This is a genomic window from Methylobacterium sp. WL64, assembly GCF_008039945.1.
Lineage (GTDB): Bacteria > Pseudomonadota > Alphaproteobacteria > Rhizobiales > Beijerinckiaceae > Methylobacterium.
This window is the reverse complement of record NZ_VRVA01000080.1, coordinates 1-25,752: the sequence shown is the minus strand read 5'-3', so window position 1 is coordinate 25,752 and position 25,752 is coordinate 1. Positions and strand designations below refer to the sequence as shown.

Annotated in this window: 28 protein-coding genes; 12 read left to right on the top strand and 16 right to left on the bottom strand. The window is 70.4% G+C overall.

What is annotated here, in order from left to right; translation table 11 throughout:
* Positions 1-95 precede the first annotated feature (95 nt).
* From FV242_RS24165 to FV242_RS24140, 6 genes are all read right to left on the bottom strand, one after another.
* Positions 96-1,505, bottom strand: a complete 1,410-nt coding sequence (locus FV242_RS24165; protein ID WP_147940692.1) for a carbohydrate porin — start codon at positions 1,503-1,505, stop codon at positions 96-98.
* Positions 1,506-1,941: 436 nt separating this feature from the next.
* Positions 1,942-3,210, bottom strand: a complete 1,269-nt coding sequence (coaBC, locus tag FV242_RS24160; protein ID WP_147940691.1) for a bifunctional phosphopantothenoylcysteine decarboxylase/phosphopantothenate--cysteine ligase CoaBC — start codon at positions 3,208-3,210, stop codon at positions 1,942-1,944.
* A 49-nt stretch (positions 3,211-3,259) separates the two neighbouring features.
* Positions 3,260-3,982 (bottom strand): di-trans,poly-cis-decaprenylcistransferase, encoded by a 723-nt coding sequence (locus tag FV242_RS24155; protein ID WP_147909350.1) that lies wholly within the window; start codon positions 3,980-3,982, stop codon positions 3,260-3,262.
* A 77-nt stretch (positions 3,983-4,059) separates the two neighbouring features.
* A complete protein-coding gene (locus tag FV242_RS24150) occupies positions 4,060-4,449 on the bottom strand; it encodes a transcriptional regulator (RefSeq protein ID WP_147857943.1) in 390 nt (129 codons plus the stop codon).
* A complete protein-coding gene (locus tag FV242_RS24145; RefSeq protein WP_147909351.1) occupies positions 4,436-5,053 on the bottom strand; it encodes a hypothetical protein in 618 nt (205 codons plus the stop codon). The genes FV242_RS24150 and FV242_RS24145 overlap by 14 nt, the downstream gene beginning before the upstream one ends.
* A 158-nt stretch (positions 5,054-5,211) precedes the next feature.
* Positions 5,212-5,697, bottom strand: coding sequence for a VOC family protein (locus FV242_RS24140; protein WP_147940690.1), 486 nt, complete (start codon positions 5,695-5,697; stop codon positions 5,212-5,214).
* A gap of 82 nt (positions 5,698-5,779) precedes the next feature.
* Here FV242_RS24140 and uvrB point away from each other — a divergent pair, with 82 nt between their 5' ends.
* Positions 5,780-8,539 (top strand): excinuclease ABC subunit UvrB, encoded by a 2,760-nt coding sequence (gene uvrB, locus FV242_RS24135; protein ID WP_147940689.1) that lies wholly within the window; start codon positions 5,780-5,782, stop codon positions 8,537-8,539.
* Positions 8,540-8,550: 11 nt separating this feature from the next.
* Here uvrB and FV242_RS24130 read toward each other — a convergent pair whose 3' ends face one another.
* The 3 genes from FV242_RS24130 to FV242_RS24120 all read right to left on the bottom strand — a co-directional run bounded on the left by FV242_RS24130 (position 8,551) and on the right by FV242_RS24120 (position 10,438).
* Complete coding sequence (locus FV242_RS24130) at positions 8,551-8,769, bottom strand: hypothetical protein (RefSeq protein WP_147909354.1); 219 nt, start codon at positions 8,767-8,769, stop codon at positions 8,551-8,553.
* A 143-nt stretch (positions 8,770-8,912) separates the two neighbouring features.
* On the bottom strand, positions 8,913-9,794 hold the full coding sequence (locus FV242_RS24125; protein ID WP_147940688.1) for a sigma-70 family RNA polymerase sigma factor: 882 nt from the start codon (positions 9,792-9,794) through the stop codon (positions 8,913-8,915).
* On the bottom strand, positions 9,791-10,438 hold the full coding sequence (locus FV242_RS24120; protein WP_147940687.1) for a flavodoxin family protein: 648 nt from the start codon (positions 10,436-10,438) through the stop codon (positions 9,791-9,793). The genes FV242_RS24125 and FV242_RS24120 overlap by 4 nt, the downstream gene beginning before the upstream one ends.
* Positions 10,439-10,605: 167 nt before the next feature.
* Between FV242_RS24120 and FV242_RS24115 the strand changes: the two genes are divergently transcribed.
* A complete protein-coding gene (locus FV242_RS24115; protein ID WP_147940686.1) occupies positions 10,606-11,139 on the top strand; it encodes an ankyrin repeat domain-containing protein in 534 nt (177 codons plus the stop codon).
* A gap of 302 nt (positions 11,140-11,441) precedes the next feature.
* On the opposite strand, the gene FV242_RS24105 is transcribed toward FV242_RS24115, so the two are convergent.
* Together FV242_RS24105 and FV242_RS24100 are read right to left on the bottom strand one after the other, a co-directional pair.
* Positions 11,442-11,906, bottom strand: a complete 465-nt coding sequence (locus tag FV242_RS24105; protein WP_147940685.1) for a hypothetical protein — start codon at positions 11,904-11,906, stop codon at positions 11,442-11,444.
* Positions 11,903-12,202, bottom strand: coding sequence for a hypothetical protein (locus tag FV242_RS24100; protein ID WP_147940684.1), 300 nt, complete (start codon positions 12,200-12,202; stop codon positions 11,903-11,905). The genes FV242_RS24105 and FV242_RS24100 overlap by 4 nt, the downstream gene beginning before the upstream one ends.
* Positions 12,203-12,564: 362 nt before the next feature.
* Here FV242_RS24100 and FV242_RS24095 point away from each other — a divergent pair, with 362 nt between their 5' ends.
* The 3 genes from FV242_RS24095 (at position 12,565) to FV242_RS24085 (ending at position 15,267) form a co-directional block, all read left to right on the top strand.
* Positions 12,565-14,313, top strand: coding sequence for a PQQ-binding-like beta-propeller repeat protein (locus FV242_RS24095; protein ID WP_147940683.1), 1,749 nt, complete (start codon positions 12,565-12,567; stop codon positions 14,311-14,313).
* A gap of 146 nt (positions 14,314-14,459) precedes the next feature.
* A complete protein-coding gene (locus tag FV242_RS24090) occupies positions 14,460-14,795 on the top strand; it encodes an acyl-CoA thioesterase (protein WP_246692491.1) in 336 nt (111 codons plus the stop codon).
* Positions 14,796-15,012: 217 nt separating this feature from the next.
* A complete protein-coding gene (locus FV242_RS24085; protein ID WP_147909364.1) occupies positions 15,013-15,267 on the top strand; it encodes a hypothetical protein in 255 nt (84 codons plus the stop codon).
* A gap of 22 nt (positions 15,268-15,289) precedes the next feature.
* On the opposite strand, the gene FV242_RS24080 is transcribed toward FV242_RS24085, so the two are convergent.
* Together FV242_RS24080 and FV242_RS24075 are read right to left on the bottom strand one after the other, a co-directional pair.
* Positions 15,290-15,535, bottom strand: coding sequence for a hypothetical protein (locus tag FV242_RS24080; RefSeq protein WP_147940682.1), 246 nt, complete (start codon positions 15,533-15,535; stop codon positions 15,290-15,292).
* A complete protein-coding gene (locus FV242_RS24075; RefSeq protein WP_147940681.1) occupies positions 15,532-16,671 on the bottom strand; it encodes a helix-turn-helix domain-containing protein in 1,140 nt (379 codons plus the stop codon). The genes FV242_RS24080 and FV242_RS24075 overlap by 4 nt, the downstream gene beginning before the upstream one ends.
* Positions 16,672-16,946: 275 nt before the next feature.
* Here FV242_RS24075 and FV242_RS24070 point away from each other — a divergent pair, with 275 nt between their 5' ends.
* Positions 16,947-17,660 (top strand): Crp/Fnr family transcriptional regulator, encoded by a 714-nt coding sequence (locus tag FV242_RS24070; RefSeq protein WP_147909367.1) that lies wholly within the window; start codon positions 16,947-16,949, stop codon positions 17,658-17,660.
* Positions 17,660-17,917, top strand: a complete 258-nt coding sequence (locus tag FV242_RS24065; RefSeq protein ID WP_147940680.1) for a hypothetical protein — start codon at positions 17,660-17,662, stop codon at positions 17,915-17,917. Before FV242_RS24070 ends, FV242_RS24065 begins: the two co-directional genes overlap by 1 nt.
* Before the next feature lie 143 nt (positions 17,918-18,060).
* On the opposite strand, the gene FV242_RS24060 is transcribed toward FV242_RS24065, so the two are convergent.
* Positions 18,061-19,386 (bottom strand): O-antigen ligase, encoded by a 1,326-nt coding sequence (locus tag FV242_RS24060; protein WP_147940679.1) that lies wholly within the window; start codon positions 19,384-19,386, stop codon positions 18,061-18,063.
* Between the two features lie 226 nt (positions 19,387-19,612).
* On the opposite strand from FV242_RS24060, the gene FV242_RS24055 reads away from it, so the two are divergent.
* The 5 genes from FV242_RS24055 (at position 19,613) to FV242_RS24035 (ending at position 23,840) form a co-directional block, all read left to right on the top strand.
* Positions 19,613-19,855 carry an AbrB/MazE/SpoVT family DNA-binding domain-containing protein gene (locus FV242_RS24055; protein ID WP_147855093.1) on the top strand — a complete coding sequence of 81 codons (243 nt, stop codon included), beginning with the start codon at positions 19,613-19,615 and terminating at the stop codon, positions 19,853-19,855.
* Positions 19,852-20,241, top strand: a complete 390-nt coding sequence (locus FV242_RS24050) for a PIN domain-containing protein (protein WP_147940678.1) — start codon at positions 19,852-19,854, stop codon at positions 20,239-20,241. Before FV242_RS24055 ends, FV242_RS24050 begins: the two co-directional genes overlap by 4 nt.
* A gap of 152 nt (positions 20,242-20,393) precedes the next feature.
* Positions 20,394-21,413, top strand: coding sequence for an NAD(P)-dependent alcohol dehydrogenase (locus FV242_RS24045; protein ID WP_147940677.1), 1,020 nt, complete (start codon positions 20,394-20,396; stop codon positions 21,411-21,413).
* Positions 21,414-21,467: 54 nt separating this feature from the next.
* Complete coding sequence (locus tag FV242_RS24040; protein ID WP_147909371.1) at positions 21,468-22,088, top strand: N-acetyltransferase; 621 nt, start codon at positions 21,468-21,470, stop codon at positions 22,086-22,088.
* A 168-nt stretch (positions 22,089-22,256) separates the two neighbouring features.
* Positions 22,257-23,840: an ABC-F family ATP-binding cassette domain-containing protein gene (locus tag FV242_RS24035; protein ID WP_147940676.1), complete on the top strand. Its 1,584-nt coding sequence runs from the start codon at positions 22,257-22,259 to the stop codon at positions 23,838-23,840.
* A gap of 11 nt (positions 23,841-23,851) precedes the next feature.
* On the opposite strand, the gene FV242_RS24030 is transcribed toward FV242_RS24035, so the two are convergent.
* Positions 23,852-24,754 (bottom strand): alpha/beta hydrolase, encoded by a 903-nt coding sequence (locus tag FV242_RS24030; RefSeq protein WP_147940675.1) that lies wholly within the window; start codon positions 24,752-24,754, stop codon positions 23,852-23,854.
* 86 nt (positions 24,755-24,840) lie between these two features.
* A complete protein-coding gene (locus FV242_RS24025) occupies positions 24,841-25,734 on the bottom strand; it encodes a lytic transglycosylase domain-containing protein (RefSeq protein ID WP_147940693.1) in 894 nt (297 codons plus the stop codon).
* Between the last annotated feature and the right edge of the window lie 18 nt (positions 25,735-25,752).

Below are 25,752 nucleotides of genomic sequence, written 5' to 3'. Positions count from 1 at the left end.
AGGTGGGGGTGGGGGCGGTTCTGAAGGCGCGGCTTCGCGCGATCCGACGCATCCCCCATCCCCGGGCCCCTCCTCACGGGGGGCGTTCAAAGCACTCAGAAGGTGATCAACGAGGTCACGCCGAACACCACGACGTCGGGCTTCTGCTCCGGCGTGGCCCGCCGGGTGATGTACTGGATGTTGGGTCGGACGACGATGTTGTCGGTCACCGCGATGCTGTAGAACGCCTCGACGAAGCGCTCCTGCCACGGCAGCCGCCGGTTGGTCCGGGTGACCAGGTTGCTCAGCTCGATGGCCTCGACCGCCCGGGGATTCGGGGTCGTCTGGCCGGCGCCGAAGCCGATCCAGTCGTTCGGACGCTCCGCGCACCAGCCCTTGTAGATGAACCCGCCCGTCACCTGGGCCGAGTAGATTGAGGTCTCCCGGTCGCTGGCCACGGCCCGGACGAAGGCCGAGACGTTGCGGACGGTGTTGGCGGGATCCGGGCGGTAGACCTCCTGGACACCGACGAAATACAGGCCGTTCCGGCCGTCGTGATGCAGCGGCTGTCCCCGGTACATGGGAAACGGCAGGCGCCGGTCGTTCAGGTAGACGTCGTTGCCGCCGCTGGTCTCGTGCCAGCCGCCGACCTTGTAGCTGCCGGCATAGCCCGCGCCGCCGACCTTCGGGAACCAGCCCGCCTCGGACAGGATCAGGGCGCCGGTGCCCTTGCTGAAGTTGAAGCTGAAGCCGTCGACGAGGTTGTCCGGATTGACCTGGTAGGCGCCGACCTGGACGTAGGCCGTATCCGCCGTGCCGACGCGCTGGCGGGTCGCCCATTGCCCGACCGGGTAGTTGTAGATGTAGTTGCCGGCGATCTTGCCGGTCGGGGCGCCGCACAGGGCGTTGAGCTGGAACTCGCAGGCGAAGCCGGCGAAGTCGTCGCTCGACGGCATCCGGCCGATCTTCAGGTCCACCCAGGGGCCGAACTTCTGATCGTACCAGAACTGGCTCAACCGCCAGATGCGGCTGCGGCCGTAGATCTCCTCGACGCTGGTCTGCGTGCCGAGATGCGCGTCGAGGGTCAGGTCGCGGCCGTGGCGGTGGGTGAGCGTGACCGCGCCGGACCCGCCCTCCAGGCCGAACATCTTCTCGAAATCGAACAGGCCCTTGGCGGTGAACTGGGCCGCTCCGCGCGCCAGCGTGCGATCCCCACCGGCCGCGTTCGTGGCGCCCTCGTAGACGTGCCGAGGTTGAGCAGGATGCCGTGCTCCCAGAGCCGATCGCGGATACCGCCGAGCTTGCCGAGCAGGCCGAATTTCGGGCCGATATTGCGCGGATCCACCGAGCCCACGGCGGGGCGGGTGTCCGGCGCGGGCGTCGAGGGCCGATCCAGCGGCAGGCGCTGCGGCGCATTCGGATCCGGCAGGATCGTCGATTCTTCCGTGTTTCGGGGCGCCGAAGGCTGTGCCTGCGCCAGTCCAACACAAGGACAGGCTCCGATGACCAGCAGAGCAGCCGCCCATCCCGATAGAAGTCTACGTTCCATGATCCATAACGCCCCCGAGCCGACAGTCTTATGTTCGGCGCCGTGGACTTACACCATCGTAAAACCGCAAATTGCAAGTTTACAGATACAATTTGTATTTGTTTGATCGAGATCTATAATTCAATCTCAAGAACCGACTTAGAAAATCCGCCGTACTTTGAGGACAGAAAACCGATTTCAAATACCGACTGTTTTTTAAATCGGGAGATCGATCCGGTTAGTACGTGGGCAACCACATGATTGATCGTCCGATGTGAACGCCGTGTCCACATTCGCAACGCTCTTTGCTGGCTTTATCTTGGCCGGAAGCCAGCTTTGCGAAGTGCGAAGATCCACGAAACGGCCGAGGCTTCGCCGCCACACCCGCGGCGAAATCGGCTTCGCGCGGTCGATCCTGCGGGTCCGATACCGCCTCAGCGCACCAGCAGGCCGGCCAGATGCGCGACCAGGCGGCGGGCGACCTCGTCCTTTCCGAGGCGCGGCCAGGTCTCCAACGCGCCGTCGCGGTGGATCAGGTGGACGGTGTTGTCGGTCCCGCCCATGACGCCGCCCGCGGCGGAGACGTCGTTGGCCACGATCAGGTCGCACCCCTTCCGGGCGATCTTGGCCCGGGCGTGGTCGAGCACCGTGTCGGTCTCGGCGGCGAAGCCGACCACCAGGGGGGGCCGCCCGGCCTCGAGATGCGCGACGGTGGCGAGGATGTCGGGGTTCTCGACCAGCGGCAGCGGCACCGGGCCGGCGCCGTCCTTCTTGATCTTCTTCGCGCCGGCTTCGGTCTCGGGGCGCCAGTCGGCCACCGCGGCCGCGAAGATCGCGATGTCGGCGGGCAGGGCCGCCTCGACCGCCGCCAGCATCTCCCGGGCGGTCTCGACCCGCACCACGCCGACGCCGGCGGGATCCGGGATGGAGACCGGCCCGGAGACCAGGGTCACGGTGGCGCCGGCCTCGGCGGCGGCAGCCGCGATCGCGTGGCCCTGGCGCCCAGAGGAGCGGTTGGCGAGGTAGCGCACCGGGTCGATCGGCTCGTGGGTCGGCCCGGAGGTCACGAGCACCCGACGGCCGGCGAGGGGGCGGGCGGGCGCGCTCCGGCGGCCCGACAGGAAGCCGAGGCCCGGGGCCCCGTCGCCCGCCTCGGCCAGCATCCGCTCGAGGGCGTCGGCGATCTCGTTGGGCTCGGCCATGCGGCCGGGGCCGGTCTCCGCCTCGGCCATCTTGCCGGCATTCGGCCCGACGAGGCGGATTCCGTCGCCCTCCAGGGTCGCGCGGTTGCGGCTCGTCGCGGGATGCGCCCACATCTGCACGTTCATGGCCGGGGCGATCAGGATCGGCAGGGTGGTCGCCAGCAGGATCGTGGTCGCGAGGTCGGCGGCGTGGCCCCCGGCCATCCGGGCCATCAGGTTGGCGGTCGCCGGCGCCACCACGACGGCGTCCGCCTGGCGGGCCAGCTTGATGTGGCCGATATCCGCCTCCTCGGCCCGGTCGAACAGGTCGGTATGGGCCCGCTCGCCCGCGAGCGCCGCGGCAGCGAGCGGCGTCACGAATTCCTGCGCCCCCGCGGTCAGCACCGGGCAGACGCTGGCGCCCCGCTCGCGCAGGCGCCGGATCAGGTCGAGGGCCTTGTAGGCTGCGATGCCGCCGCCGATGACGAGGAGGACGCGGCGGTTGGCGAGCGTTTCAGTCATGACGGAAAGCCTCTGCCTGAGCCGGCGCGCCCGTCAAGCGGGCCGGGGGTCAGGCCGCCGCCGGGACCGCCGGCGCCTTCAGGCCGCCGAAGCGGCGGTCCCGGCGGGCGAAGTCGGCCGTCGCCGCGGCGAGATCGTCGGGGCCGAAATCGGGCCACATCCGATCGGTGAAGTGGAGTTCGGCATAGGCCGCCTCCCACAGCAGGAAATCCGACAGGCGCTGCTCGCCGCCGGTGCGGATCACGAGGTCCACGTCCACCGGCGAGCCGTGCATCTGCCCGGCCACCAGCGCGCCGAAACTCTCGCGGGAGGCGTCGCCGCCCTGGAGCGCCTGCGCCGCCGCGATGATGGCGTCCCGCGCGGAATAGTCGACGCAGATCCGCAGGTGCAGGCGGGTGCCGGCCGCCGTGGCCGCCTCGGCGGCCGCGATCGCCTCCGGGATGCCCCGGGGCAGGCGGTCGCGCCGGCCCACGACGCTGAGCCGGGTGCCGGTGCGGGCGAGCCGCTGGGTCTCGTTGCGCAGGTAGGAGCGCAGCAGCCGCATCAGGCCGCCGACCTCGTCGTCGGGGCGCTGCCAGTTGTCGGCCGAGAAGGCGTAGAGCGTGAGCGTGCCGATGCCGAGATCCGGGCAGGCCTCGGCGGTGCGCCGGATCGCCTCGACGCCGCGATGGTGGCCGGCCAGACGCGGCAGGCCGCGCTGCGTCGCCCAGCGCCCGTTGCCGTCCATGATGATCGCGGCGTGCAGCCCCCCCGGCCCCGCTTCGCTTTGCATCGTAAAGTCTCCCGGCATGGGCGTATCGCTGAGGTTTATTCGGTTTGCGTTGACAGTCTCTGCGCGATCCGGCGTTCTCAGGCCGGTTTCGTGGCCGGATCGAGGCCGCGCACCCCGCCATCCGGACTTCGCTCGGCCGCCGCCGCCGCGTCGCGCACCACCTGCTCGAGCACGCCGAGATAGAAGATGAAGCGCCGGCGCCCGGTCGGCGTCATCCGGCACACCGTCTGCGTCCGGTTGAGCGAAAACCCCTTTTCGAGGCTCACCAGGTCGGCCTCGCTGAGCACGGCCAGGTGGCGGCTCAGGTTGCCGTCGGTCAGCCCGCATAGGCGCTTGAGGTCGGGGAACGGCAAGCCCTTGGGATGGGCCACCAGGGAGGTGAGCACGCTGAGCCGCGCCCGCTCGTGGATGATCCGGTCCAGCCCCTCGTAGGAGAACCGTCCGTCGTCGCGGTCAGAGGTCATCATCGAAGGCCCGGGCGCCGCGATGGATGAGGCCGGCCAGCCAGATCTGGCCGACCACGAAGGGGAGCCCCATGGTCCAGGGCGACAGGGTGCGGGTCTCGGCCGCGAACGCCAGCGCGGCGAGGCCGGTGAGCAGGTACCAGGCGCCGACCCCCTGGACCGCCCGGGGCAGGATCCGCGCCGAGGCGAACAGGCCGAGCCCGACCAACACCTGCCACAGGCCGGGCAGCATCCAGACCTCTTCCGGAGCGAAGCGGGCGATCACCAGGGCGAGGCACGCCCCGGTGCCGGCGGCCGGCATGAACACCTCGATGGCGTTCCACACCATCGCGTCGGCCAAGCCGGAATGGAGCCGGCGGCTGCGCCGGACCGCCTCGACCCCGATCAGCGCGAACGCCACCAGGGCGGCGCCGATCCACAGGCCGAAGAACAGGGCCGGCCGGGCCGACGGATCGCCGAGCCACAGGGCCTGGCCCACCGCGCAGGCGAGCGACAGGCCGCCGGTGCCCGCCACGGTGGCGGCGCCCAGGCCGCGGAAGGCCGTATCGCGGGCGATCTGCGACCGGATCGCCACGATGTCGGCCAGCGCCTTGTCCAGGTCCTGCATGAGCTTCAGCCCCCGCCCTGCATCATGCTTTGCGCCGCAAAGTACCGACGGGCTCCGGTCGCCGCAAGCCAATTCACCGGGTGATGGGACCGAATTTTCTCAGCATCGACCGGTCCGGTCCAGGCCAAAGCACGGTGAATTCTACCTAAGAGTTGTAATTATCCATCTTCGCGGCGAAGAGCATCGAGATCGAGCGGGGCCGTGACCATCCGCAGGGCGCCGTCCGGAGCGCGGGGCCACTCCGCCTCCGGCCGGTCCCGGTAGAGCTCGACGCCGTTCCCGTCCGGGTCGCGCAGGTACAGGGCCTCGCTGACCCCGTGGTCGCTGGCGCCGTCGAGGGGGATGCCGGCCGCCTCGACCCGGCGCAGGGCATCCGCCAGGGCGGCCCGGGTCGGGTAGAGCAGGGCGAGATGGTACAGGCCGGTGGTGCCCGGGGCCGGCGGCAGCCCGCCGAGGCTCTCCCAGGTGTTGAGCCCGATATGGTGGTGGTAGCCCCCGGCCGCGACGAAGGCGGCACGCGTGCCGAAGCGCTGGGTCAGGCCCAGGCCGAGGATCCCGCAATAGAACCCGAGCGCCCGGTCCAGGTCGGCCACCTTGAGGTGGACGTGCCCGATGCGGGTCTCGGGATGGATCGGTGCGGTCATCGGCGGGCCTCATCCGGGAAAGCGTGAAAACTCCGCGCGGCCGAGGGTTTCTCGCGGCGCGTACGGGGCCCATATTGGACCCATGCCCGCTCCGAAGAACACGCCCGCTCCGAAGAAGCCGCGCGCCGTATCCGTCTCGGCCTCGTCAGCCAAGGCGTCGAAGCCCGAGCTGAAACCGCTCGACACCTACCTGGCGGAACTGCTGAACCCGGCGCTGAACCGCAACCGGCCGCCGACGATCGCGCCGGAGCCGGAGAAGCCGCGTCCGGGCAAGCCCAAGGGACGGCCCGCCAAGGAGTCGATCGGCAAGGCTGCCACCCGCAAGGTCGAGATCGCCCGCGACGGCTTCGCCGAGGCGCCCCAGGCCGGCTACGCGCTCGGCGACGCGGCCGATGTCGATCCGCGCCTCGCCCAGGCCCTGGGGCTGACCCCGCCCGAGGACGGGCCCGTGCCCGCGGGCGCAGAGCTGCCGGATCCGGGCGGCGACGGCGGCGCCTCCGCGACCGTGACGGCGCTGGAGCGGCTGCTCATCGAGGGCAACCCGCTGTTCAAGGACGGCCAGACCTGGGTGCCGCACCGGCCGGACCGGCCGCAGAAATCCGAGGGCGGCCTCCGGTTCACGCTGAAATCCGAGTTCGAGCCGGCGGGCGACCAGCCCACCGCCATCGCCGAATTGGTGAAGGGCGTGCAGGCGCACGAGCGCGACCAGGTCCTGCTCGGGGTCACCGGCTCGGGCAAGACCTTCACGATGGCCAAGATCATCGAGCGCACACAGCGGCCGGCCCTGATCCTGGCGCCGAACAAGACGCTCGCCGCGCAGCTCTACGGCGAGTTCAAGTCGTTCTTCCCGGACAACGCCGTCGAGTATTTCGTCTCCTATTACGACTACTACCAACCCGAAGCGTATGTCCCGCGCTCCGACACGTTCATCGAGAAGGAATCGTCGATCAACGAGCAGATCGACCGGATGCGCCATTCGGCCACCCGCGCCCTGCTGGAGCGGGACGACGTGATCATCGTCGCCTCGGTGTCGTGCATCTACGGCATCGGCTCGGTCGAGACCTACACGGCGATGTCGTTCACCGTGACGCTGGGCGAGAAGATCGAGCAGCGCCAGCTCGTAGCCGACCTCGTGGCCCTCCAGTACAAGCGGATCCAGGCGGATTTCGCCCGCGGCACCTTCCGGGTGCGGGGCGATTCCATCGAGCTGTGGCCGGCCCACCTGGAAGATCGCGGCTGGCGGATCGGCATGTTCGGCGACGAGATCGAGTCGATCGTCGAGTTCGACCCGCTCACCGGCAAGAAGATCGCCGAGCTGAAATTCGTGAAGGTCTATGCCAACTCCCACTACGTCACGCCACGGCCGACGCTGCAGCAGGCGATCAAGGGCATCAAGAACGAGCTGAACGGCCGGATCGAGGAATTGACCAAGATGGGCCGGCTGATCGAGGCCCAGCGCATCGACCAGCGCTGCACCTTCGACATCGAGATGATCGAGGCCACCGGCGCCTGCAACGGCATCGAGAACTATTCCCGCTACCTCACCGGCCGCCGGCCCGGCGAGCCGCCGCCGACCCTGTTCGAGTACCTGCCCGACAACGCCCTGGTGTTCACGGACGAGAGCCACGTCACCGTGCCGCAGATCGGCGGCATGTACCGGGGCGACTTCCGCCGCAAGGCGACCCTGGCGGAGTACGGCTTCCGCCTGCCGTCCTGCCTGGACAACCGGCCGCTGCGCTTCGAGGAATGGGACGCGATGCGGCCCCAGACGGTCCACGTCTCGGCCACGCCCGGCAAGTGGGAGATGGAGCGCACCGGCGGCGTCTTCGCCGAGCAGGTGATCCGCCCCACCGGCCTGGTCGACCCGGTGATCGAGATCCGCCCGGCGCGCGCGCAGGTCGACGACCTGCTGGGCGAGGTCAAGGCGGTCGCCCTGGCCGGCTACCGGACCCTCGTGACCACGCTGACCAAGCGCATGGCCGAAGACCTCACCGAGTACCTGCACGAGAACGGCGTGCGGGTGCGCTACATGCACTCCGACATCGACACCCTGGAGCGGATCGAGATCATCCGCGACCTGCGGCTCGGCGCCTTCGACGTCCTGATCGGCATCAACCTGCTGCGCGAGGGCCTCGACATCCCGGAATGCGCCCTGGTCGCCATCCTGGACGCCGACAAGGAGGGCTTCCTGCGCTCGGAGACCTCCCTGGTCCAGACCATCGGCCGGGCCGCCCGGAACGCCGACGCGCGCTGCATCCTGTACGCCGATTCCATCACCGGCTCGATGGAGCGGGCGATGGCCGAGACCGAGCGGCGCCGCACCAAGCAGCTCGCCTACAACGAGGAGCACGGCATCACGCCCCAGAGCGTCAAGCGCGGGATCAGCGACATCCTCAACAGCGTCTACGAGCGCGACCACGTCCAGGTCGATACCGGCCTGGCCAAGGACGCGATCACGGTGGGCCACAACCTCAAGGCGGTGCTGGCCGACCTGGAGAAGCGGATGCGGACGGCCGCCGCCGATCTCGACTTCGAGGAGGCCGCGCGCCTGCGCGACGAGCTCAAGCGTCTCCAGGCGACGGAGCTGCTGGTCTCGGACGACCCGATGGCCCGGCAGGGCGACGTCGAGCGCGAGGCCGGCAAGTACGGCCGCAAGGCGCCGCGCGGCGCCGGGGCGACCCGGATCTCGAAGCCGGAACTCGACAACATGGGCCCGGGCACCGACCGCGAGATGCCGGCGGGGGCGGTGGCCTGGCAGGAGCGGCCCAAGCCGCGCTCGACGCAGGGCCTCGGCGGCCAGAAGCCGAAATACAAGGGCGGGGGCGGCCGCAAGCGCGGCTGACCGCGCCGGTTTCAGGCGGCCCGGTCGTCCCGGCCGGCATAGCGGCTCGCCACCGCCTCGCCCTCGTCGACCAGCGCCTCGGCGATCCGGAGCGCGAGGGCGTCGCAGGCCTCGTCGTAGGCGTGGGGATCCGCCTGCACGGCCGCCCGCGTCACCGCGCCGACCCGGTCGCGGACGATGTCGCGGGCGATGCGCAACGCATCGGCGAAGGGCTCATAGGGGCGCGGCATGCTCGCTCCGGCGACGGATCGGGCCGTCACGGCCCGGGTGGCGGCTGCAACGAGCATCCGGGGGAAAACGTTCCCGCCTGGTGCTGGGCGTCTTCGCATGCCGGGCCAGACCAGGGCTTCACGCCGCTTGCAGCGCGGTCCACTCACGCGTCCCGTGAAACCCGCAGGGTCTTGTCTGGATTCCGCACCACGTAGATGGCGGCGACGAGGCCCTGGCGGACCTGCAGGGCCGTCGTCTGCATGAGGCCGGGCGTCTCGACGGTCACGAAACCCGGCAGCCCGTCGATGACGGCATAGCGCACAAGCCGGGATGAATTCCGGGCGAAGTCGCGGGCCCTGGCCTCGTGACGGACGAGCACGGCGTCCCGCCCGATCAGCGGTTCCGGCGACGCCGGAACCTTGCCGCCGCCATCGACTGTGGCGACCACGTCGTCGGCCAGGAGGGTGCGCAGCGCACCCATATCGCCGCTGCGCGAAGCGGCGAAGAACGCGGCGGCGATCTTGAGGCCCTCCTCCCGGTCGACAGTGAAGCGTGGCCGCGCTTCCCGGAGATGCGTCCGGGCGCGGCTGGTGAGCTTGCGGCACGCCGCCTCTTCCCGTCCGATCGCCCGGGCCACATCCGGGAACGCCATCCCGAACACGTCGTGCAGCAGGAACGCCGCCCGCTCCAGCGGCGACAGGCGCTCCAGCGCCATCATCAGCGGCAGGGTGATGTCGTCGAGATCGTCGCCCGCATCGGGATCGAAGATCGGCTCCGGCAACCATGGTCCGATATAGGTTTCCCGCCGGCAGCGGGCCGATTTCAAGTGATTGAGGCAGAGCCACGTGACCACGATCCGCAGGAACGCGGCCGGCTCCCGTACCGTGTCCCGATCGGCGGCCAGCCAGCGTGCGTAGGCATCCTGAACCACGTCCTCCGCGTCGGCCATCGAACCCAGCATGCGGTAAGCAAGCCGGACCAGGCCCGGGCGGGATTCCTGGAAGCTCGGTTCGGGGGCGGCGGCCCCGTTGCACGGCGCGATCACAGACCCGGCGCCTCCAGGCCGCGCACGAACTGGCGCGTGACCTGCGCGACGCGTCGGCCGAGATGGCGCGCGGTCGCCAGATCGGCCTCCGGAGGCGCGCGGTCGGGACCCGCGTCCGTGTTCGACTGCGCCGCCGCGCCGAGCCAGTAGCCGAGCCGATTCAGATCCTGCTCCGAGCCCGTGGTCGAACAGTTCGCGGGCGGGAGGTCCAGGCTGACCCAGTGCATGCCGTGCTGCGCCGCGAACAGGGCCAGCTGGATCAGCGTGGCGAGCTTATCGCCGGCCATCGCACCGGAATTTGTGAACCCGGCGGCGATCTTGCCCTTCCACGGATAACCCTTGGCCATCACCCGGTTCGAGGTCGATTCCTGGAACGTTTTGAACGCCGCGGACGGCCCGGCCACATACGTCGGGGCGCCGAAGATGATGGCCGGGGCGGCCTCCAGCACGGCCCAGGACCGCTCCACGTCTGCGACGGGCAAAATCAGGGCGTCGGCACCTTCGACGAGCCTCACCCCCTGTGCCACAGCCTCGGCCTGGCGGGCCGTGTGGCCGTAGCCCGAGTGGAATACGATGGCGATCCGCATGGATCCGGCGGCCGCCGCCGGATCCTCACGACGCTCCGTCACGCGAATGTCGACCATGATCCCCCCTGTCAGTCCGGTCCCGGATGACATGACAAGGAAGCCCCGCCCGGTGTGACATGCGCGTGAGTCCGGCAACGACCCTTTTATGAAGCGCGTTTCGGCCGGCGCTGGACAGGGGCACGGTCCCGTCCCAGATCGATCCTCGTTGAAGCAGGCGAACGACGATGACCTCCGAGACGAACACGCCCCCGGCCCTCGACGACGCGACCCTGGCTTTCGCGGGCCGGGTCTTCCAGTTCGCCCGGATGGGCCACGCCGACGAGCTGGCGGAGCTGTTCGGGCAGGGGCTCCCGGCGAACCTGCGCAACGACAAGGGCGACAGCCTGCTGATGCTCGCGGCCTATAACGGCCAGGCGGACGCCACCCGGGTGATCCTGGAGGCCGGCGGCGACCCGGAACTCGCCAACGATCGCGGCCAGACGCCTCTGGCCGGCGCCGCGTTCAAGAACGACCTCGCCGTTGCCCGACTGCTGCTCCAGCACGGCGCCGCGGTGGACGGCACCGGCACCGGCAGCCGCACCGCCCTGATGACCGCGGCGATGTTCGACCGCACCGAGATGGTGGCGCTGCTGCTGGAGCACGGCGCCGACCCGGACTTTCGCGATGCCGCCGGCCAGAGCGCCGCCGACATGGCCCGGGCCATGGGCGCCCAGGCGACCCCGGGCCAGCTCGACGCGGCGGCACGGAAGACGGGGTGAGGGATCAGGGATTTTTCGACGAAGGGGGCCGACGGGACGACCGCCATGCTCTGCGCGCGCAACGTCACACAGGGCTCGACGGAAGGAAGCGGGATCGTTCGTCGAGGGCGGCAGATAGGTAGGCGGCGGAGTCCTCCGGCGTACGCAGATACGTCGAAACGTCGAAGGGCCGGGTGGGAGTCTCGGGATCAGCCAAGAGCGGCCTTCGCGAACCGTCTACGCGCCTTCGTGAAAGTGGCCAGCGAAGCATGAACAAGACGCGACACCGAACCTGCCTGCCGTTCGCTTGTCCCGACCAATCATCACGCCGACCGTTGCTTTAACAAAAGCTGGATCGCCAAGGCCACGCGATCCCGTGCGGTCGCCGAGCCGAGCTTTGCCATACCTTCTTCGGCCAGTGAAATGACTGCCAGAGCATCGGCACGGGTGACGCGATGCGTCGGGTCGTAATCCGCACTGTGTCGCTGAAGCATGAGCCCCTGGAAGATGTCTCCGACCTGAATCAGCTCGGGAGGAAATCCGAAGGTGCGCAGCTGTCTGCAGGCCTTCTTGACGTCCCCGTGATTCAGGGCGCGATACGCGTGTCGCCAGGCCTTGTCGGGCCGAGCCCGTCCCGTTCCGACAAGCCGGTCCGCACATTCTTTCGCGAGCGCATGGAAGAGCGCGTAATAGGCCGAGCTGATCGCGCGCTTGAGGTCCGACTGCCGCGGCTTGCCGGGACTCGCCCGCGCCAACCGCCGTGCAGTCCCGAGCAACTCCCGGCTCATCGCCGGCTGCGCGGCTCAGGCATGGCGTCCTGGACCTTGTGCCGTATGTAGCCGAAGCGCGGCTCTTTCAGTTCGAAGAGCGTGTCATTCAGTTTTGTGAGAGCCCCGGACGCGACCTTGAAATCGGGCTCGGCTTCGGGATCCCGATAATGGACGTTGACGAGGATGACGGGATCGCCATCGGCATCCTCGGACTCCGTGACTTCAACCTCGCTGACGCCGAAGCGGCCGAGCTCTTGCCACACGACGGCTTCGATCGCGGCCCGAAGCGTGGGGGAGATGTCCGCACCGATCATGTCTGCGCCCTGCCGCGCATGAGAAACATCCTGGCTCGAAACGCACGTCGGACCGAAGACGAGGCTAGCATAGATCGTTGGCGCTCGCTGGCGATCTCTTTCTAAGTGAGTTGATGTACCCAGGAAGTCGAGCCGACCTCGGATCCCAAGCTTTCCAGACACTCCGCTGCCCGGATCGCGTCGAGGACGCAAACCCGGTGCGTCGGCTCCAACGTCGAGGGGGGACGACACGACGGGCGCCGGAAACTCTCGCCCGGGACGGCAGCGGCACGGGATGCGCAGGAATGGGCGCGTTGTATTCACGAGCCGGGCACGTCAAGGAATAGAGAACCGATAAAACTCGAGGAAACGCCGTGCCGCCCATGACCGCACTTCGCCCCGCGCTGATCGCCGTCGCGATCCTCCTACCCGCCGCCGCCCGCGCCGCCGAGACCCCCTGGCCGGCCTTCGGGCACGACCACAGCAACCGCAACTTCTCCGACCTCACCCAGATCGACCGTGCCAGCGTCGCGCGGCTGCGGCCGGCCTGGATCTTCCAGACCGGGGTGACGGGCTATTTCCAGGCGCAGCCGGTGATGGTCGACGGCGCGCTCTACACGTCCACGACCCAGAACAACGTCGCGGCGCTCGATGCCCGCACCGGCCGGCCGCTCTGGACCTACACGCACAAGCCGCGCACGGAAAAGATCTTCGGCCCCCCCTCCAACCGCGGGGTCGCGGTCTCGGACGGCCTCGTGTTCGAGGCGACCATGGACGGGCGGCTGATCGCGCTCGACGCCAAGACCGGCCGGCTGGTGTGGGACACGGAGGCGGTGCGCCCGGAGGAGGGCGAGAGCGAGACCGCCTCGGATCTCGCGGGCAAGCTCGGCGGCAAGCCGGTGCAGGGCTCGAGCCGGCTCGGGTTCAAGATGCCGCCGCTGGTGGTCGAAGGGCTGGTGATCGTCGGGGTCACGGGGGCGGGCTACGGCCTGCATATCGCGGACGAGGCCGGCGGGCTCGACGGCGGCGCCGTGGTCGGGATCGAGGGCGGCTACGGACGGCGCGGCTGGCTCGCGGCCTACGATGCCAAGACCGGCGCGGAGCGCTGGCGCTGGTACGTCACCCCGCCCGAGGGCTGGGAGGGCGGCTTCGTCGCCCAGACGGTGGACGGCGTGCCGCTCCAGCGCGACATCGCCGCCGAGAAGGAAGCGGCGCCGGCCAACCGCGACGCCTGGCGGGTCGGCGGCGGCTCGCTCTGGATGACCCCGGCCTACGACCCGGATCTCGGCCTGATCTTCCTCGGCACCGGCAACCCGGCGCCGCAGAATTTCGGCCTGTCGCGCCCGGGGGACAACCTCTACACGATGTGCCTCGTGGCGCTCGACGTCCGCACCGGACAGCTGCGCTGGTATTCGCAGCAGGTGCCGCACGACGAATGGGGCTACGACGTCGCCGCGCCACCGTTCCTGCTCGACGGGCCGAACGGCACCAAGGCCGTGGCCTCGGCCAGCAAGACCGGGTGGATCTACGTCCACGACCGCGCGACGGGGACGCTGCTCGAACGCTCGGCCCCGCTGATCGAGCAGAAGAACCTGTTCGCGCCGCCGACCCCGCAGGGCACCGTGGTGGCGCCGGGGCCGCTCGGCGCCGTGTCGTGGCCGCCCACCGCCTATGACGGCCGCCGCGCCTACGTGCAGGTCCGCCATGGGGCCACGACCTACACGATCAAGACCGTGCCGGCCTCCGGCGACCGGGCGGAGATCCGCTACACCGAGACCAGCGAGGCGAAGGGCGAGCCGTCCTTCAGCACGCTGACCGCCGTGGACCTCGCCGACGGCGGCAAGATCGCCTGGACCCTGCGGTCCGACAGCCGGCTCTCCGGGGGGACGCTCGCCACCGCGGGCGGCCTCGTCTTCTCCGGCGCCGAGGATGGCCACCTCGAAGCCCACGATGCGCGCGACGGCACGCTGCTCTGGCGGTTCCAGTGCGGGGCGGGCATCAGCGGCCCGGCCATGACCTACGCGCTCGACGGCAAGCAGTACCTCGCGGTGGCGGCCGGCGGCGCGTCCTTCACCAAGGCGGCCGGGTTCGGCACCGGCGACGCACTGCTGGTCTTCGCGCTGCCCGATTGACGCCGGCCGAGCTTGACTGGAAGGCTTCCGGTCAAGCTCGGCGACTCGGCGGGACGATGGCGGACGGAAGCAGCCAGGACGGTGCGCAGGCGGGCGCGGCTTCGCAGCCGAGCCAGCGCGGCGCGCCGGTGATCCGCACCATCGCGATGCCGGCCGACACCAACCCGGCGGGCGACATCTTCGGCGGCTGGCTGATGGCCCAGATGGATCTGGCGGCCGGCAACGTGGCGGCCCGGCGCTCGCGCGGGCGGTGCGCCACCATCGCGGTCGACGCGATCACCTTCCACCATCCGGTCTTCGTCGGCGACGAGGTCAGCCTCTACGCATGGCTGATCACGGTCGGGCGCTCGTCCCTGCGCATCCAGGTCGAGGTCTGGCGCCGGGAGCGGGCGAGCGAGACCACCATGAAGGTCACGGAGGCGACCTTCACCTTCGTGGCGATCGGCGACGACCGCCGCCCGCGCCCGGTGCCGGCGGAGTAAGCCCGTGCCGGCAACCGCGCCACCGGAGCCGACGGGCGCGCCGGATGGACAGCACTGTCGCACCGGGTGGGTGACGCAACCCAGGTGATTTCAGCGACGGCGCTCCTGGGCCAGATCGGGCGCGCCGGATCCGCTCCGGTCGGCCCCGTCGATCATGGGTTTTCGCCCCCTCGGTCCATGGTCAACGGGGCCGATCTTTCGGTACGGAGCACGCTGGATGACGGAAGGGTCTTCGAAGGATCCGGACTTCTGGGACGGCCTGGCCGTGCATGTGACCACGAAGGTCGAACCCGTCCTGCGGCAGGGGCCGCGCGCGCGAAAGCCGGTGATCGCCTACCTGCGGGACCTGGAGGCGGTGGCCCGGCAGGAATGCGACAGCCGGAGCGTGATCCAGATCCTCGCCTCCGCGCGGCGCGTCCTCGGGGATCGGGAACAGGTCGAACCGTCGAACGGCCCCTTCTCGCGGACCTGATTCTGCGTCGCGGCGGGCGGCGTCAGCGCACCCGTTCCAGCTGCCGCTTGATCCAGTCCTGCGCTTCGTCGAGATCGGAGAACGTCGGCCGGTTCGGGGTGTCGACCCGGCCGAAGCCGGCCTCCAGGAACCACATCCCGGCCATGTCCTGGTGAAAGCCCGAGAGCTTCACCAGCACCGCCGCGAGGAACCCATCAGCGAAGACCAGCTGACCCTCAGTGTCGTAGCTGCCCGTCGCGACTTGGATGGGTTGCAGGCGTAGGTTCATGCCGCAGCTTGGTCTCCAAGATGCAGGTAATTGGGCCGGAACTCCGCCAGCGCCCGCAGGCGGGGCAGGTCGAGGATCTTGAGCCGTCTCGTCCTCAGTTCAATCAGCCCCTGTCGCCGGAGTTCCCCGAGGGTGCGGTTCACGTGCACGGGCGTGAGCCCGGCGGTGTCGGCGAGGTCCATCTGGGTGACCGGAAGTTCGTAGCTGTCGCCCGGCGCCAGACCCACCGCGCGCAGGCGCAGCAGCAGCTCGCAGAGCAGGTGCGCCAGCCGCTCCAGGGCCGAACGGCGGCCGACGTTGACCAGCCACTCGCGCAGGGTGGCCTCGTCCACGAGCTGGGCCTTGCGCAGCCCCCGGGCGATCTGCGGATGGTTCGCCAGGAGGTCGGCCACCGTCTCGGGCGCCAGGCGCACGACCTCGCAGGCCGACAGGGCCGTGATGGTATGGTCCATCGCGCTCAGAAGGGCGACGTCGAGATCGCACAGGTCGCCCGGCACCAGGTACGCCATGATCTGCCGGGCGCCGCTCACCCGCAGCTTGTGCCGGACCGCCACGCCGTTCATCACCAGGAACACGCCGTCCGGGCGGTCGCCCTCGCGCACCAGGTCGGTGCCGGGGGTGACCCGGCGCGGCTCGGCGCTGATCCGCGCCAGCGTGACCCGGTCCGCGTCCGACAGGGTGGTGAGGCCGCTCAGCTTGCGGATCAGCGGATTGCCCGCGGTGCCGGCGGGCCGGAGGCGCGGCACCGGGGCGGCTCTTGCACGCACCGACGCCGCCATCAACTCACGGAGCGCGGCCACGACGTCGAAGGACAAGGCCGGCTTGAGGAGCCAGGGCACGCCCGCGAGGTCGGGCGTCAGATGCTGGTCCTGACCCGCCTCCAGGTGGACGAGGATCGGCACGTCGAGCCGGCGCAGGGTGTGCGCGAGCTCGATGAAGCTGCCGTCCTTCAGCGCGCCGTCGACGAACGCCAGGTCGGGCTTCCGCTGCACCAGCAGGCTCAGCGCCTCGGCCGTGGTCCTGGCCGGCCCGAGCACGCGGTAGCCGGACCTCTCGAGGGCGTCGCTCAGGTCCATGCCGATCACGGCGTCGCTCTCGGCGAGCAGGATGGCACGCTGTTGGCCCATCTGTGGCATGCAAAGCTCCCGGCGGTCGAGCCGTCCGATCATTCGGCTCACGCATGAATGGATAACGCAAGCTGTAAACCTAGGCTCCCGTGTTATGGAAGGTGCATCCGTATATCGGTATGGTACCCCACCATACGGAATACTGCGTTTTCCGCTAACATAGGTTTGAATTCGAGGCTTGATACCGCCAATTCGACTGGATTATTAGAATGTCGCCTGCCGGCTGATCCGGGCGCAGGCGCTTGAGAGACGGCGTGTGCTCTTGCCCCGACGGGAGCGAAAGCGTGCCCCAGCCTGAGCAATCCAGTATCCGCAATCATCTGCTGAAGGCGCTCGCGCCCGGCGACTTCGCTCTGCTGCAGCCGCACCTGCAGCCCGTGACGACGGTCCTGCACCAGCCGCTCATCGAGGCCGACGTACCGATCCGGCAGCTGTACTTTCCCGAGGTGGGCTTCGGCTCGATCGTCACCCACGGCGCGGACAGGAAGGTCGAGGTCGGCATCGTCGGACGCGAGGGTCTGGGCGGCGCCTCGCCCATCCTGCTGGGCACCGATCGCACGCCCCACGAACACTTCGTCCAGAACGCCGGCATGATGCTGGTCATCGATACCGAGGCGCTGTACGCGGCCGTCGCGGAGAGCCCGCGGCTGCACACGCTGCTCCTGCGCTCGATCCAGGTTCAGATCCTCCAGACGGCGCAGACCGCCTTCGCCAACGCGAGCTACACGGTCGACATCCGCCTCGCCCGCTGGCTGCTGATGTGCCACGACCGGCTCGACGGCGACGAGCTCCTCCTCACGCACGAGTTCCTGTCGATGATGCTGGGCGTGCAGCGGTCCAGCACGACCCTGGCCATCCAGACGCTGGAGGGGCATCGCCTGATCCGGGCCCGGCGCGGCCGCATCACGATCCTGGACCGGGCGGCTCTGGTGGCGGTGGCCGACGACAGCTACGGCCTGCCCGAGCGAGAGTTCGCCCGGCTGATCAAGGGGGCGTGATGCCGCGCTACTTCTTCAACGTCCGGCATCGTCCCGGCCCGGCGGGGCTGGCCGTGGATACGGAAGGCGAGGACTGCGCGGACCTGGGCGCGGCGCGCGCGAATGCCCTGGCCCAGGCGCGCGGGATGATCGCGCGGGAGCGCCACACGTTCATCCGCGACTGGATGGAGTGCGCCTTCGAGATTGGGGACGAGGCGGGCGAGCTGGTGCTCACGGTGCCGTTCCACGATACCGTCCCCGACGAGGACCCGGGCTGAGGGCGCTTGTGTCGGACGCTCGCCTCGGGCTGGGACGTCGATGGTGCGGAAGCGGATCGCGCATCGCAGCTTCTTCCCGCCTGCCGTACGACCACGGATGCGGCGGCGGCTTCGGCTCGTCACCCAGATGCGAACGACCCTGTTCACCCCGCCGCCAACGCGTAGCGCGTCCGCAGCCGCAGGCCGAACACCGCCATCATGAACATGCAGCAGGTGGCGTTGTTGCCGTTGTACAGCACGGTCTCGAACGAGGCCGAGACGAGGCCCAGGAACCACAGGCGCAGGAACAGCAGCGTCTCGGCATCGAGGCCGCGCCCCCCGGCGACGCGCTGCAGGTCGCGGACCGGCGCCAGCACGAACGCCACCACGGTGAGCGCCAGGAATGGGAATCCGCCGATCAGCGCCGTGTCGAGGTAGGCGTTGTGCGAGTGGTTGGCGGTGTTGACCCAGGTGAGTTCCTCGGAGCCGCCATACATGGTCCGCTCGGTCATCCAGAATGCGCCGATGCCCCAGCCCCGCCAGGGGCGGACCATGATGTTGTCCAGGGCGAACTGCCAGATCTCGCTGCGCCCCGTGAAGGTCGCGTCGGTCAGGAGCGTGCCGACCGCATCCTGAACCGCCGGGATCAGGATCGAGCCGATCGAGACCAGCGAGAACCCGGCGATCGGCCCGAGCAGCAGCAGCGCCCGCAGGCCCCGCCCGGTCAGGATCCGGCACAGGCCGGTGACCGCCAGGATCACCGGCAGGAGCAGGATCGCGGTCTTGGAGCCGCTGGCCACCAGGAAGCCGAGGGCCAGGAGCACGATGGTCCAGCCGAGCACGCGGCTCGCGGCGGCGGCGACGTAGAACCCCACGATCACCAGGATCACCATGGCGGCCCCGGCCTCGTTCTTCTGCGGGAAGATGCCCCGCCACAGGCCCGGATGGCTCGGATCGGAATTCACGTCGAAGGCCGAGTGGATCGCCAGATCCGGCACCAGGGCCACCGCCAGGTACGACGCGACCAGGATCACCAGGGCGGACCAGGCCATGGTCAGGGCCAGCTGCCGCGGCGAGCGCGCGACCAAGAGCACGCCCGCCGACAGCATCGTGGCGATGCCGAGCAGGGCGAGCCGCCGCAGCGACAGGCTCGGCTCCACCGACAGGAGCGCGGTGAGCCCGAGCCAGGCGCCGCACAGCATCAGCGGCCAAGTCGCGAGCGGCCGCAGGTGGCGGAACCCGATCCGGTGGATCGCCGCCGCCATGCCGAGTCCCGCCGCCAGGAACAGCACCTGGGTCAGCAGGCTGCCATCCTCGGCGGCCGCCAGCGAAGACCGGTCGGACAGGTCCTTGAGCCAGTCGTGGTTCCACAGCAGGACGAACACCGCCCCGTTCAGGAGCACGCGCACGACATCCGGCAGGTCGCGCCCGGCTACGCCGTACTGAGCCGTCCCGGCCGGGATCCCGATCGCCGCGTCCGCCGTAGCCATGCCGTTCCACCGCAGCAGCCGCGTGATGCGGCGCTTGTCATTGTAGCGGGTGTGGACGCCGGGGCGATGGGGCGACCGACAGTTGCAGCGGAAGATCTGGCGATAACCTTAGCGGGGGCGATCGCAGGAGGGGGCCTGCGAAGGCGACGGCTTAAGATGACAGATCTGGAATCGGAGATACCTCCTGGCGTATAGATCCACGTACGGCATAACGTTGAGGTACCCCATGAGGGCCAAGGTCATGCCTGATGGACGGATGAGCCTGCCCGCCGACCTCCGCAAGAGGCATGGGCTCGGCAATGGCGGCGAGGTCATCGTCGAAGATGTCGGGGACGCCATCGTGCTCCGGACGCTGGATCAGGTGGTGGCGCGCGCGCAGGATATGAGCCGCCGGTTGATCGGCGGCCACGTCGGCGCCTCGGTCGAGGATTTCCTGGCCGACCGCGCCCGCGAGGCCGAGCGCGAGTGACACGCTTCGTCCTCGGTGCCTCGGCTCTCCTCGCGCTCCTGCTCGGAGAGCGTGGGGCCGACACGGTCAAGGCCGGGCTCGGCGGTTCTGTCATGACGACCGTCAACCTCGCCGAGGTGATCAGCGACTACGCCAAGCTCGGTGCTGGACGCCACGACATCGAGATGCTGCTGCGGCCCCTGCCGATCCGCCTGTTTCCCGTCGATGCGGCATTGTCCTACGACGCGGGCCTCTTACGTTCGATCACGCTCGAAGGCGGCCTGTCGCTCGGGGACCGCTATTGCTTGGCTCTGGCGAAGCGAGAAGGCGTACCCGCCCTCACGGCGGAGCGGCGCTGGCCGGACATCGCCGGGGCCGCCGGTGTCACGATCGAGCTGATCCGCTGAGGCAGGGATCCTCTGAGGCACGACTTTCTTGATGTGACGCTCCGTCGAGCAGACTGCTCTTGCCGCCGCTCCTGCATCGGGCGTGGCGGCCAGTTCGATCCGGCCCAGATCGTGGGAACACCCGCCGGCCCCGCGCAGACAACAGGTGCACCATGACCCGATCGGCATCCCGGGCGGTCATCGTCCAGCCCGGCGGCGGCTTCGACAAAGTGGGGTTCGGCGAGCGGCCCGTGCCTGAGCCGGGACCCGGCGCGATCACCGTGCGGCTGCGGGCGAGTTCGCTCAACTATCACGACTACGCCGTGGTCAGCGGCCTGTGGGGGCCGAGCGAGGCGCGGGTGCCGATGTCCGACGGCGCCGGGGAGATCGAGGCCGTGGGCCCGGGCGTGGACGGGTTCGCGGTGGGCGACCGGGTGGTCAGCACGTTCTTCCCGACCTGGCTCGACGGCACGCCGCTCGTCGAGGGCTTCGCGACCGTGCCGGGCGACGGGGTCGACGGCTACGCCCGCGAGCGGGTGACGGCGCCCGCGACCGCCTTCACCCACGCCCCCCGGGGCTGGGATCATGCCGAGGCCGCGACCCTGACCACGGCCGCGCTCACCGCGTGGCGGGCGCTCCACGCCGATGCCGGGCTCAAGGGCGGCGACGTGGTGCTGGTGCAGGGCACCGGCGGCGTGTCGCTGTTCGCCCTGCAATTCGCCAAGGCGGCGGGCGCGACCGTGATCGCCACCTCGTCCAGCGACGCGAAGCTCGAGCGCCTGCGCGCCCTCGGCGCCGACCACCTGATCAACTACCGCGCCGACCCGGCCTGGGGCGAGACCGCAAGGCGCCTGACCGACGGGCGCGGCGTCGATCACGTGCTCGATGTCGGCGGCCCCGGGACGCTGGAGCAATCGATGGCGGCCGTCCGGGTCGCCGGCCACATCTCGGTGATCGGGATCCTGACCGGCGTGGCCGGGCCGCTGCCGCTGGTGCCGGCGCTGATCCGGCAGATCCGGCTCCAGGGCGTGCTGGTCGGCAGCCGGAGCCAGCAGATCGCGATGATCCGCGGCATCGAGGCGTGCGGCCTGCGGCCGGTCGTGGACAGCGTCTACCCGCTGGACGAGATCGTGGCGGCGTTCCGGCACCAGGAGAGCAACCGCCATTTCGGCAAGATCTGCATCCAGATCTGAGGGGCGGGAATCGGATAGGGTCGCGGCCTTCGCGGTCGCCACAGCTCCGAGCCGATGCCAACCAACCCTTCTTCGCCGGCGCTGCCGCCGGGCTTTTCCGCGGTCCCGCCGGGCCACATCGCGGCCATCGTCACCAGCCTGGAAATGTTCGAGCCGCCGGCCCCGCGGCCAGAGCGGCCTTTCCCGGCCGGGACGGCGCTCCACCGCCTCGTCCGGCCGGATTGCGAGACCTACCGCAGGCTGTATCGGGCCGTCGGGGCGGAGTGGCTGTGGTTCTCGCGCCTGACCCTGCCGGACGCGGCGCTGCAGGCGATCCTCGACGATCCACGCGTCGAGATCCAGGCGCTGCGCCGGGACGGCACGGATCTCGGCCTGCTGGAGCTCGACTTCCGCGAGCCGGACACCTGCGAGCTCGCCTTCCTCGGCCTCATCCCGAGCGCGGTCGGGCAGGGGCTCGGCCGCACCCTGATCGACGCGGCGATCGAAAGCGCCTGGTCGCACCCGATCCGGCGGTTCTGGGTCCATACCTGCACGTTCGACCATCCCGGGGCGCTCGGCCTTTACCGGCGCTCGGGCTTCACGCCCTGCGCCGTGACGGTCGAAGTCGCACCCGATCCGCGCCTCACCGGCGTCCTGCCCCGGACCTGCGCCCCGCACGTGCCGGTGCTGGCGTGACCGCCGCGCCCCATCGTACCCTTGCGCGCGCGGCGATCGTCGGCCCCGGGTTGCACCACGAGCCCCGGCAGCTCTAGCTTTCCACCGCAGCCCAGAAGGAGTGCGCCGCCGTGAACGACAGGATGAACACCGCTCTTCGCCCCGTCTCGTTCACGCTCCCGGCTCGCCATGTCCGCATTCCTCACCCTGGACGGTGTTTCCCTCCGCACACCTGAGGGGCAGACCCTCTTCGACGATCTGAGACTGTCGCTCGGGGCGGAGCGGGTCGGCCTTGTCGGCCGCAACGGCTCCGGCAAGTCATCGCTCCTGCGCGTCGTCGCGGGTGAGGCCGAGCCCGCCGCCGGTTGCCTGCAACGCTCGGGCACGGTCGGCCTGCTTCGGCAGGACTGGCCCGAAGAATGGACGCTGGCGGACGCGCTCGGGATGGCCGCCCAGTTGGCGACGCTGGAGCGGGTTCTGACCGGAACCGGCAGCCCCGACGACCTCGATACCGCAGACTGGACCCTGGAATCGCGCATCGCGGGAGCGCTCGCAGAGGCAGGCCTGCCCGGATGGCCGCTCGAGCGCCGCGTGGGCACGCTGTCGGGCGGCGAGCGCACGCGCGTCGGCATCGCGCGCCTTCTGGTCGAGACGCCCGATCTCATCCTGCTCGACGAGCCGACCAACAATCTCGACGGGTCCGGGCGGGACGCGATCCAGGCGCTGGTGCGCGGCTGGCGCGGCGGCGTGCTGGTGGCGAGCCACGACCGCGCTCTGCTGGAGCATGTCGACCGCATCGTCGAATTGACGCCCCTCGGTGTTCGGATCGTCGGTGGCGGCTGGTCCGCCTTCGCGGCCTGGCGGGAGACAGAGCGGGCCCGCGCCGCCGCTGAATTGGAGCGGGCCGACATCCAGTTGCGCGACGTGCGCGAGGCCGCACAGCAGGAACGCGAAGCCAAGGCCCGGCGCGACAGGACCGGTCGCGCCGCGGCGGTCAAAGGCTCGGAGCCGAAGATCCTGCTCGGCGCCCGGGCAGAGCGCGCCGAAAAGACCGGCGCCCGCGTCCAGGCCGTCGGCGCGCGGCTGATCGGGGATGCCGCCGCCCGGGCCGGGGCGGCGCGGGCACGCGTCGAGGTGCTGACGCCACTGACCATCGCCTTGCCGCCGAGCGGGCTGCCCTCGGGGGCCGACCTACTCGCCCTGGAGGATGTCGTCGCCGATCCCGGCGGCGGCCCGCTCGGTCCCTGGACGCTCGCGATCACCGGGCCGGAGCGGGTGGCGGTTGAGGGCCCGAACGGCGCGGGCAAGACGACCCTGCTGACGGTGGCGGCGGGTTCAACGATGCCGGTCAAGGGCCGGGTGCGGCGGGCGGAGGGCCGGGTCGCCATGCTCGACCAGCATGTCGGGTTGCTCGACCCCGCCGCCAGCATCCTGGCCAATGTCCGCCGCCTGAACGAGGGTCTGAGTGAACGGGAGGCCTATGCGGTCTGCGCCCGCTTCGCCTTCCGCAACCGCGAGGCCGGGCGGCGGGTGGACACGCTCTCGGGCGGCGAGCGCCTGCGCGCCGGGCTCGCCGCCCTCCTCGGTCGGAAGGAGGCGCCCTGGCTGCTGATCCTCGACGAGCCGACCAACCACCTCGACATCGAGTCCGTCGCGCTGCTGGAGGGGGCGTTGCGGGGCTATGACGGCGCGCTGCTCGTGGTCAGCCACGATCCGGCGTTCCTGCACGCCATCGGGATCGCGCGGACGGTCGAGATTCCGGGCCGGCGCTGAGCGGTGCGGCCCTACCGCCGCATCGTGTACTGCGACCGCCCGGCGGCCTGGCGCATCAGGAACGAGGCCATCTCGGCGAGTTCCGGGGCCTTGGAGCGGAATGTCACCGACAGCGCCAGCAGCGTGTCCTTGTGGTCGAGCCCGGCATAGATGCGCTCCTGCACGGGTACGTGGGCGGCGCGTAGCTTGGCGGCGAGGCTCGCCGTATGCCGGGGCTTCACCACCGTGTCGGAATCGCCCGAGGCCAGGAAGGTCGGCGGCGAGAGCGGGCCCGCGAAGGTCATCGGCTGGGTCAGGGGCAGATCGGGCGCCTGACCGAAGACCTTGACGGTGGTGTCCTGGTCGAGCGGCAGGAAGTTGTAGGGGCCGGACAGGCCCGCCACCGCCTTGATCACCTTGGGATCGACCCCGGCGGCGGTGAGGTAGCGCGGATCGAGCCCGAGCATCACGGCGTTGTAGGCCCCGGCCGAGTGGCCGGCGAGCACGATGCGGCGGGGGTCGCCGCCATAGGCCGCGATGTTGTCCCGCACCCAGGCGATCGCCGCCGCGCCGTCTTGGAGGAAGCCGGGGAACGGCGCCTCCGGGTAGAGCCGGTAATCCGGCATCACCGTCACGAAGCCCTGGGCGGCCAGCGCGTGGCCCACGAAGGCGTAGTCGTCCTTGGAGCCGCTCTGCCAGGAGCCGCCGTAGAAGAACACCAGCACGGGCGCCCGCTCGGCCGCCACGGTGGGGACGTAGACGTCGAGCCGCCGCCGCGGCCCCGCACCGAAGGCCTGATCGCGCACCGCGAGGCGGCCGCCGGCGTCGCGCGGGCCGATCGCGTCGAACAGGGTCAGCGGCGAGGCGGCGCTGAAGCCGTACGCCGCAAGACCGAGCCCGAGAAGGCTGGCAAACGCGATGAGGAGGCGTGTCATATCCCGTCCGGTTGCCCTGATTGGCCCATTCAGGGCTCCGCTCGGGGCGGATTGATGACGCGGGCGGGGCAGCGGGCCATAAATCGTCAGGTCCGGAGCACGATGCAGGCGCCCCCGACCTTGCGGATGCGGCCGCACAGGTCGTCGGCGGCCTGCCGGCTCTGGGCGGGGAGGCGGATCCGGTAGAAGGCCCGGGTGCCGCGGTTGCGCAGGCGGGTGCCGATGATCATCGGCCGGGCCTCGCCGATCACGCCGGCATAGGCGCTGCGCGCACGGTTGAAGCTCTGCAGGGCCAGCGCCTTGGAGAAGTTGCCGGCGAGCTGGATGCCCCAGGGCGCCGCCGGACCCTCGTTCGGCCCCAGCGCGAAGCGGTCGCCGCGCGACGGGATGCGCAGGCTGGCCGTGACCTGCAGGCAGGTCACCGGCGTCTCCGGCTTGGTCTCGGCCCTGGCCTCAGGCTTGGTTTCTTTGGCCTCTCTGGCCTTCGCCTCCGGCGCGCCGCCCTCGGGATACGTGATCGTCCCAGCGGTGCCGCCGCGCCAATCCTCGGCGGGCGTCCCCGTGATGGCGGCGACGTAGGCCCGGGTCTCGGCGGGCAGGCCGCCCTCGCCGGACAGCCACTTGCTGACCCGGCCGGCACCACCGTTATAGGCCGCCGCCGCGAGCCCGAGATTGCCGAACTGCGTCTTCAGGTCCGCGAGCAGGTGGGCGGCGTGCGGGATCGCCTGCTCGGGATCGAACGGGTCGAGCAGGCCGCGCTCCCGGGCCGTGCCGGGCATGAACTGCGCGACGCCCTGCGCGCCGGCCGAGCTCACCACGCCGACGCGAAAACTGCTCTCGCGCCAGATCAGCCGGGTCAGGAACGGCACCGGCAGCCCGCGCGCCTTCGCGGAATCGTCGATGAGGCGGCACAAAGCCTGCTCGACGGTCTCGGTCGCCCCCTCGGACGGGGCCGCCGCGGCCGGGCCGGCGCAGAGCAGCGGGAGGAGGGCGAGGAG

Excerpts from the sequence above, each read along its gene's own strand:
- FV242_RS24165 (WP_147940692.1), bottom strand. The coding sequence starts at position 1,505 with ATGGGCGGCTGCTCTGCTGGTCATCGGAGCCTGTCCTTGTGTTGGACT.
- coaBC (WP_147940691.1), bottom strand. The coding sequence starts at position 3,210 with ATGACTGAAACGCTCGCCAACCGCCGCGTCCTCCTCGTCATCGGCGGC.
- FV242_RS24155 (WP_147909350.1), bottom strand. The coding sequence starts at position 3,982 with ATGCAAAGCGAAGCGGGGCCGGGGGGGCTGCACGCCGCGATCATCATG.
- FV242_RS24150 (WP_147857943.1), bottom strand. The coding sequence starts at position 4,449 with ATGATGACCTCTGACCGCGACGACGGACGGTTCTCCTACGAGGGGCTG.
- FV242_RS24145 (WP_147909351.1), bottom strand. The coding sequence starts at position 5,053 with ATGCAGGACCTGGACAAGGCGCTGGCCGACATCGTGGCGATCCGGTCG.
- FV242_RS24140 (WP_147940690.1), bottom strand. The coding sequence starts at position 5,697 with ATGACCGCACCGATCCATCCCGAGACCCGCATCGGGCACGTCCACCTC.
- uvrB (WP_147940689.1), top strand. The coding sequence starts at position 5,780 with ATGCCCGCTCCGAAGAACACGCCCGCTCCGAAGAAGCCGCGCGCCGTA.
- FV242_RS24130 (WP_147909354.1), bottom strand. The coding sequence starts at position 8,769 with ATGCCGCGCCCCTATGAGCCCTTCGCCGATGCGTTGCGCATCGCCCGC.
- FV242_RS24120 (WP_147940687.1), bottom strand. The coding sequence starts at position 10,438 with ATGGTCGACATTCGCGTGACGGAGCGTCGTGAGGATCCGGCGGCGGCC.
- FV242_RS24115 (WP_147940686.1), top strand. The coding sequence starts at position 10,606 with ATGACCTCCGAGACGAACACGCCCCCGGCCCTCGACGACGCGACCCTG.
- FV242_RS24105 (WP_147940685.1), bottom strand. The coding sequence starts at position 11,906 with ATGAGCCGGGAGTTGCTCGGGACTGCACGGCGGTTGGCGCGGGCGAGT.
- FV242_RS24100 (WP_147940684.1), bottom strand. The coding sequence starts at position 12,202 with ATGATCGGTGCGGACATCTCCCCCACGCTTCGGGCCGCGATCGAAGCC.
- FV242_RS24095 (WP_147940683.1), top strand. The coding sequence starts at position 12,565 with ATGACCGCACTTCGCCCCGCGCTGATCGCCGTCGCGATCCTCCTACCC.
- FV242_RS24090 (WP_246692491.1), top strand. The coding sequence starts at position 14,460 with ATGCCGGCCGACACCAACCCGGCGGGCGACATCTTCGGCGGCTGGCTG.
- FV242_RS24085 (WP_147909364.1), top strand. The coding sequence starts at position 15,013 with ATGACGGAAGGGTCTTCGAAGGATCCGGACTTCTGGGACGGCCTGGCC.
- FV242_RS24080 (WP_147940682.1), bottom strand. The coding sequence starts at position 15,535 with ATGAACCTACGCCTGCAACCCATCCAAGTCGCGACGGGCAGCTACGAC.
- FV242_RS24075 (WP_147940681.1), bottom strand. The coding sequence starts at position 16,671 with ATGCCACAGATGGGCCAACAGCGTGCCATCCTGCTCGCCGAGAGCGAC.
- FV242_RS24065 (WP_147940680.1), top strand. The coding sequence starts at position 17,660 with ATGCCGCGCTACTTCTTCAACGTCCGGCATCGTCCCGGCCCGGCGGGG.
- FV242_RS24060 (WP_147940679.1), bottom strand. The coding sequence starts at position 19,386 with ATGGCTACGGCGGACGCGGCGATCGGGATCCCGGCCGGGACGGCTCAG.
- FV242_RS24055 (WP_147855093.1), top strand. The coding sequence starts at position 19,613 with ATGAGGGCCAAGGTCATGCCTGATGGACGGATGAGCCTGCCCGCCGAC.
- FV242_RS24045 (WP_147940677.1), top strand. The coding sequence starts at position 20,394 with ATGACCCGATCGGCATCCCGGGCGGTCATCGTCCAGCCCGGCGGCGGC.
- FV242_RS24040 (WP_147909371.1), top strand. The coding sequence starts at position 21,468 with ATGCCAACCAACCCTTCTTCGCCGGCGCTGCCGCCGGGCTTTTCCGCG.
- FV242_RS24035 (WP_147940676.1), top strand. The coding sequence starts at position 22,257 with ATGTCCGCATTCCTCACCCTGGACGGTGTTTCCCTCCGCACACCTGAG.
- FV242_RS24030 (WP_147940675.1), bottom strand. The coding sequence starts at position 24,754 with ATGACACGCCTCCTCATCGCGTTTGCCAGCCTTCTCGGGCTCGGTCTT.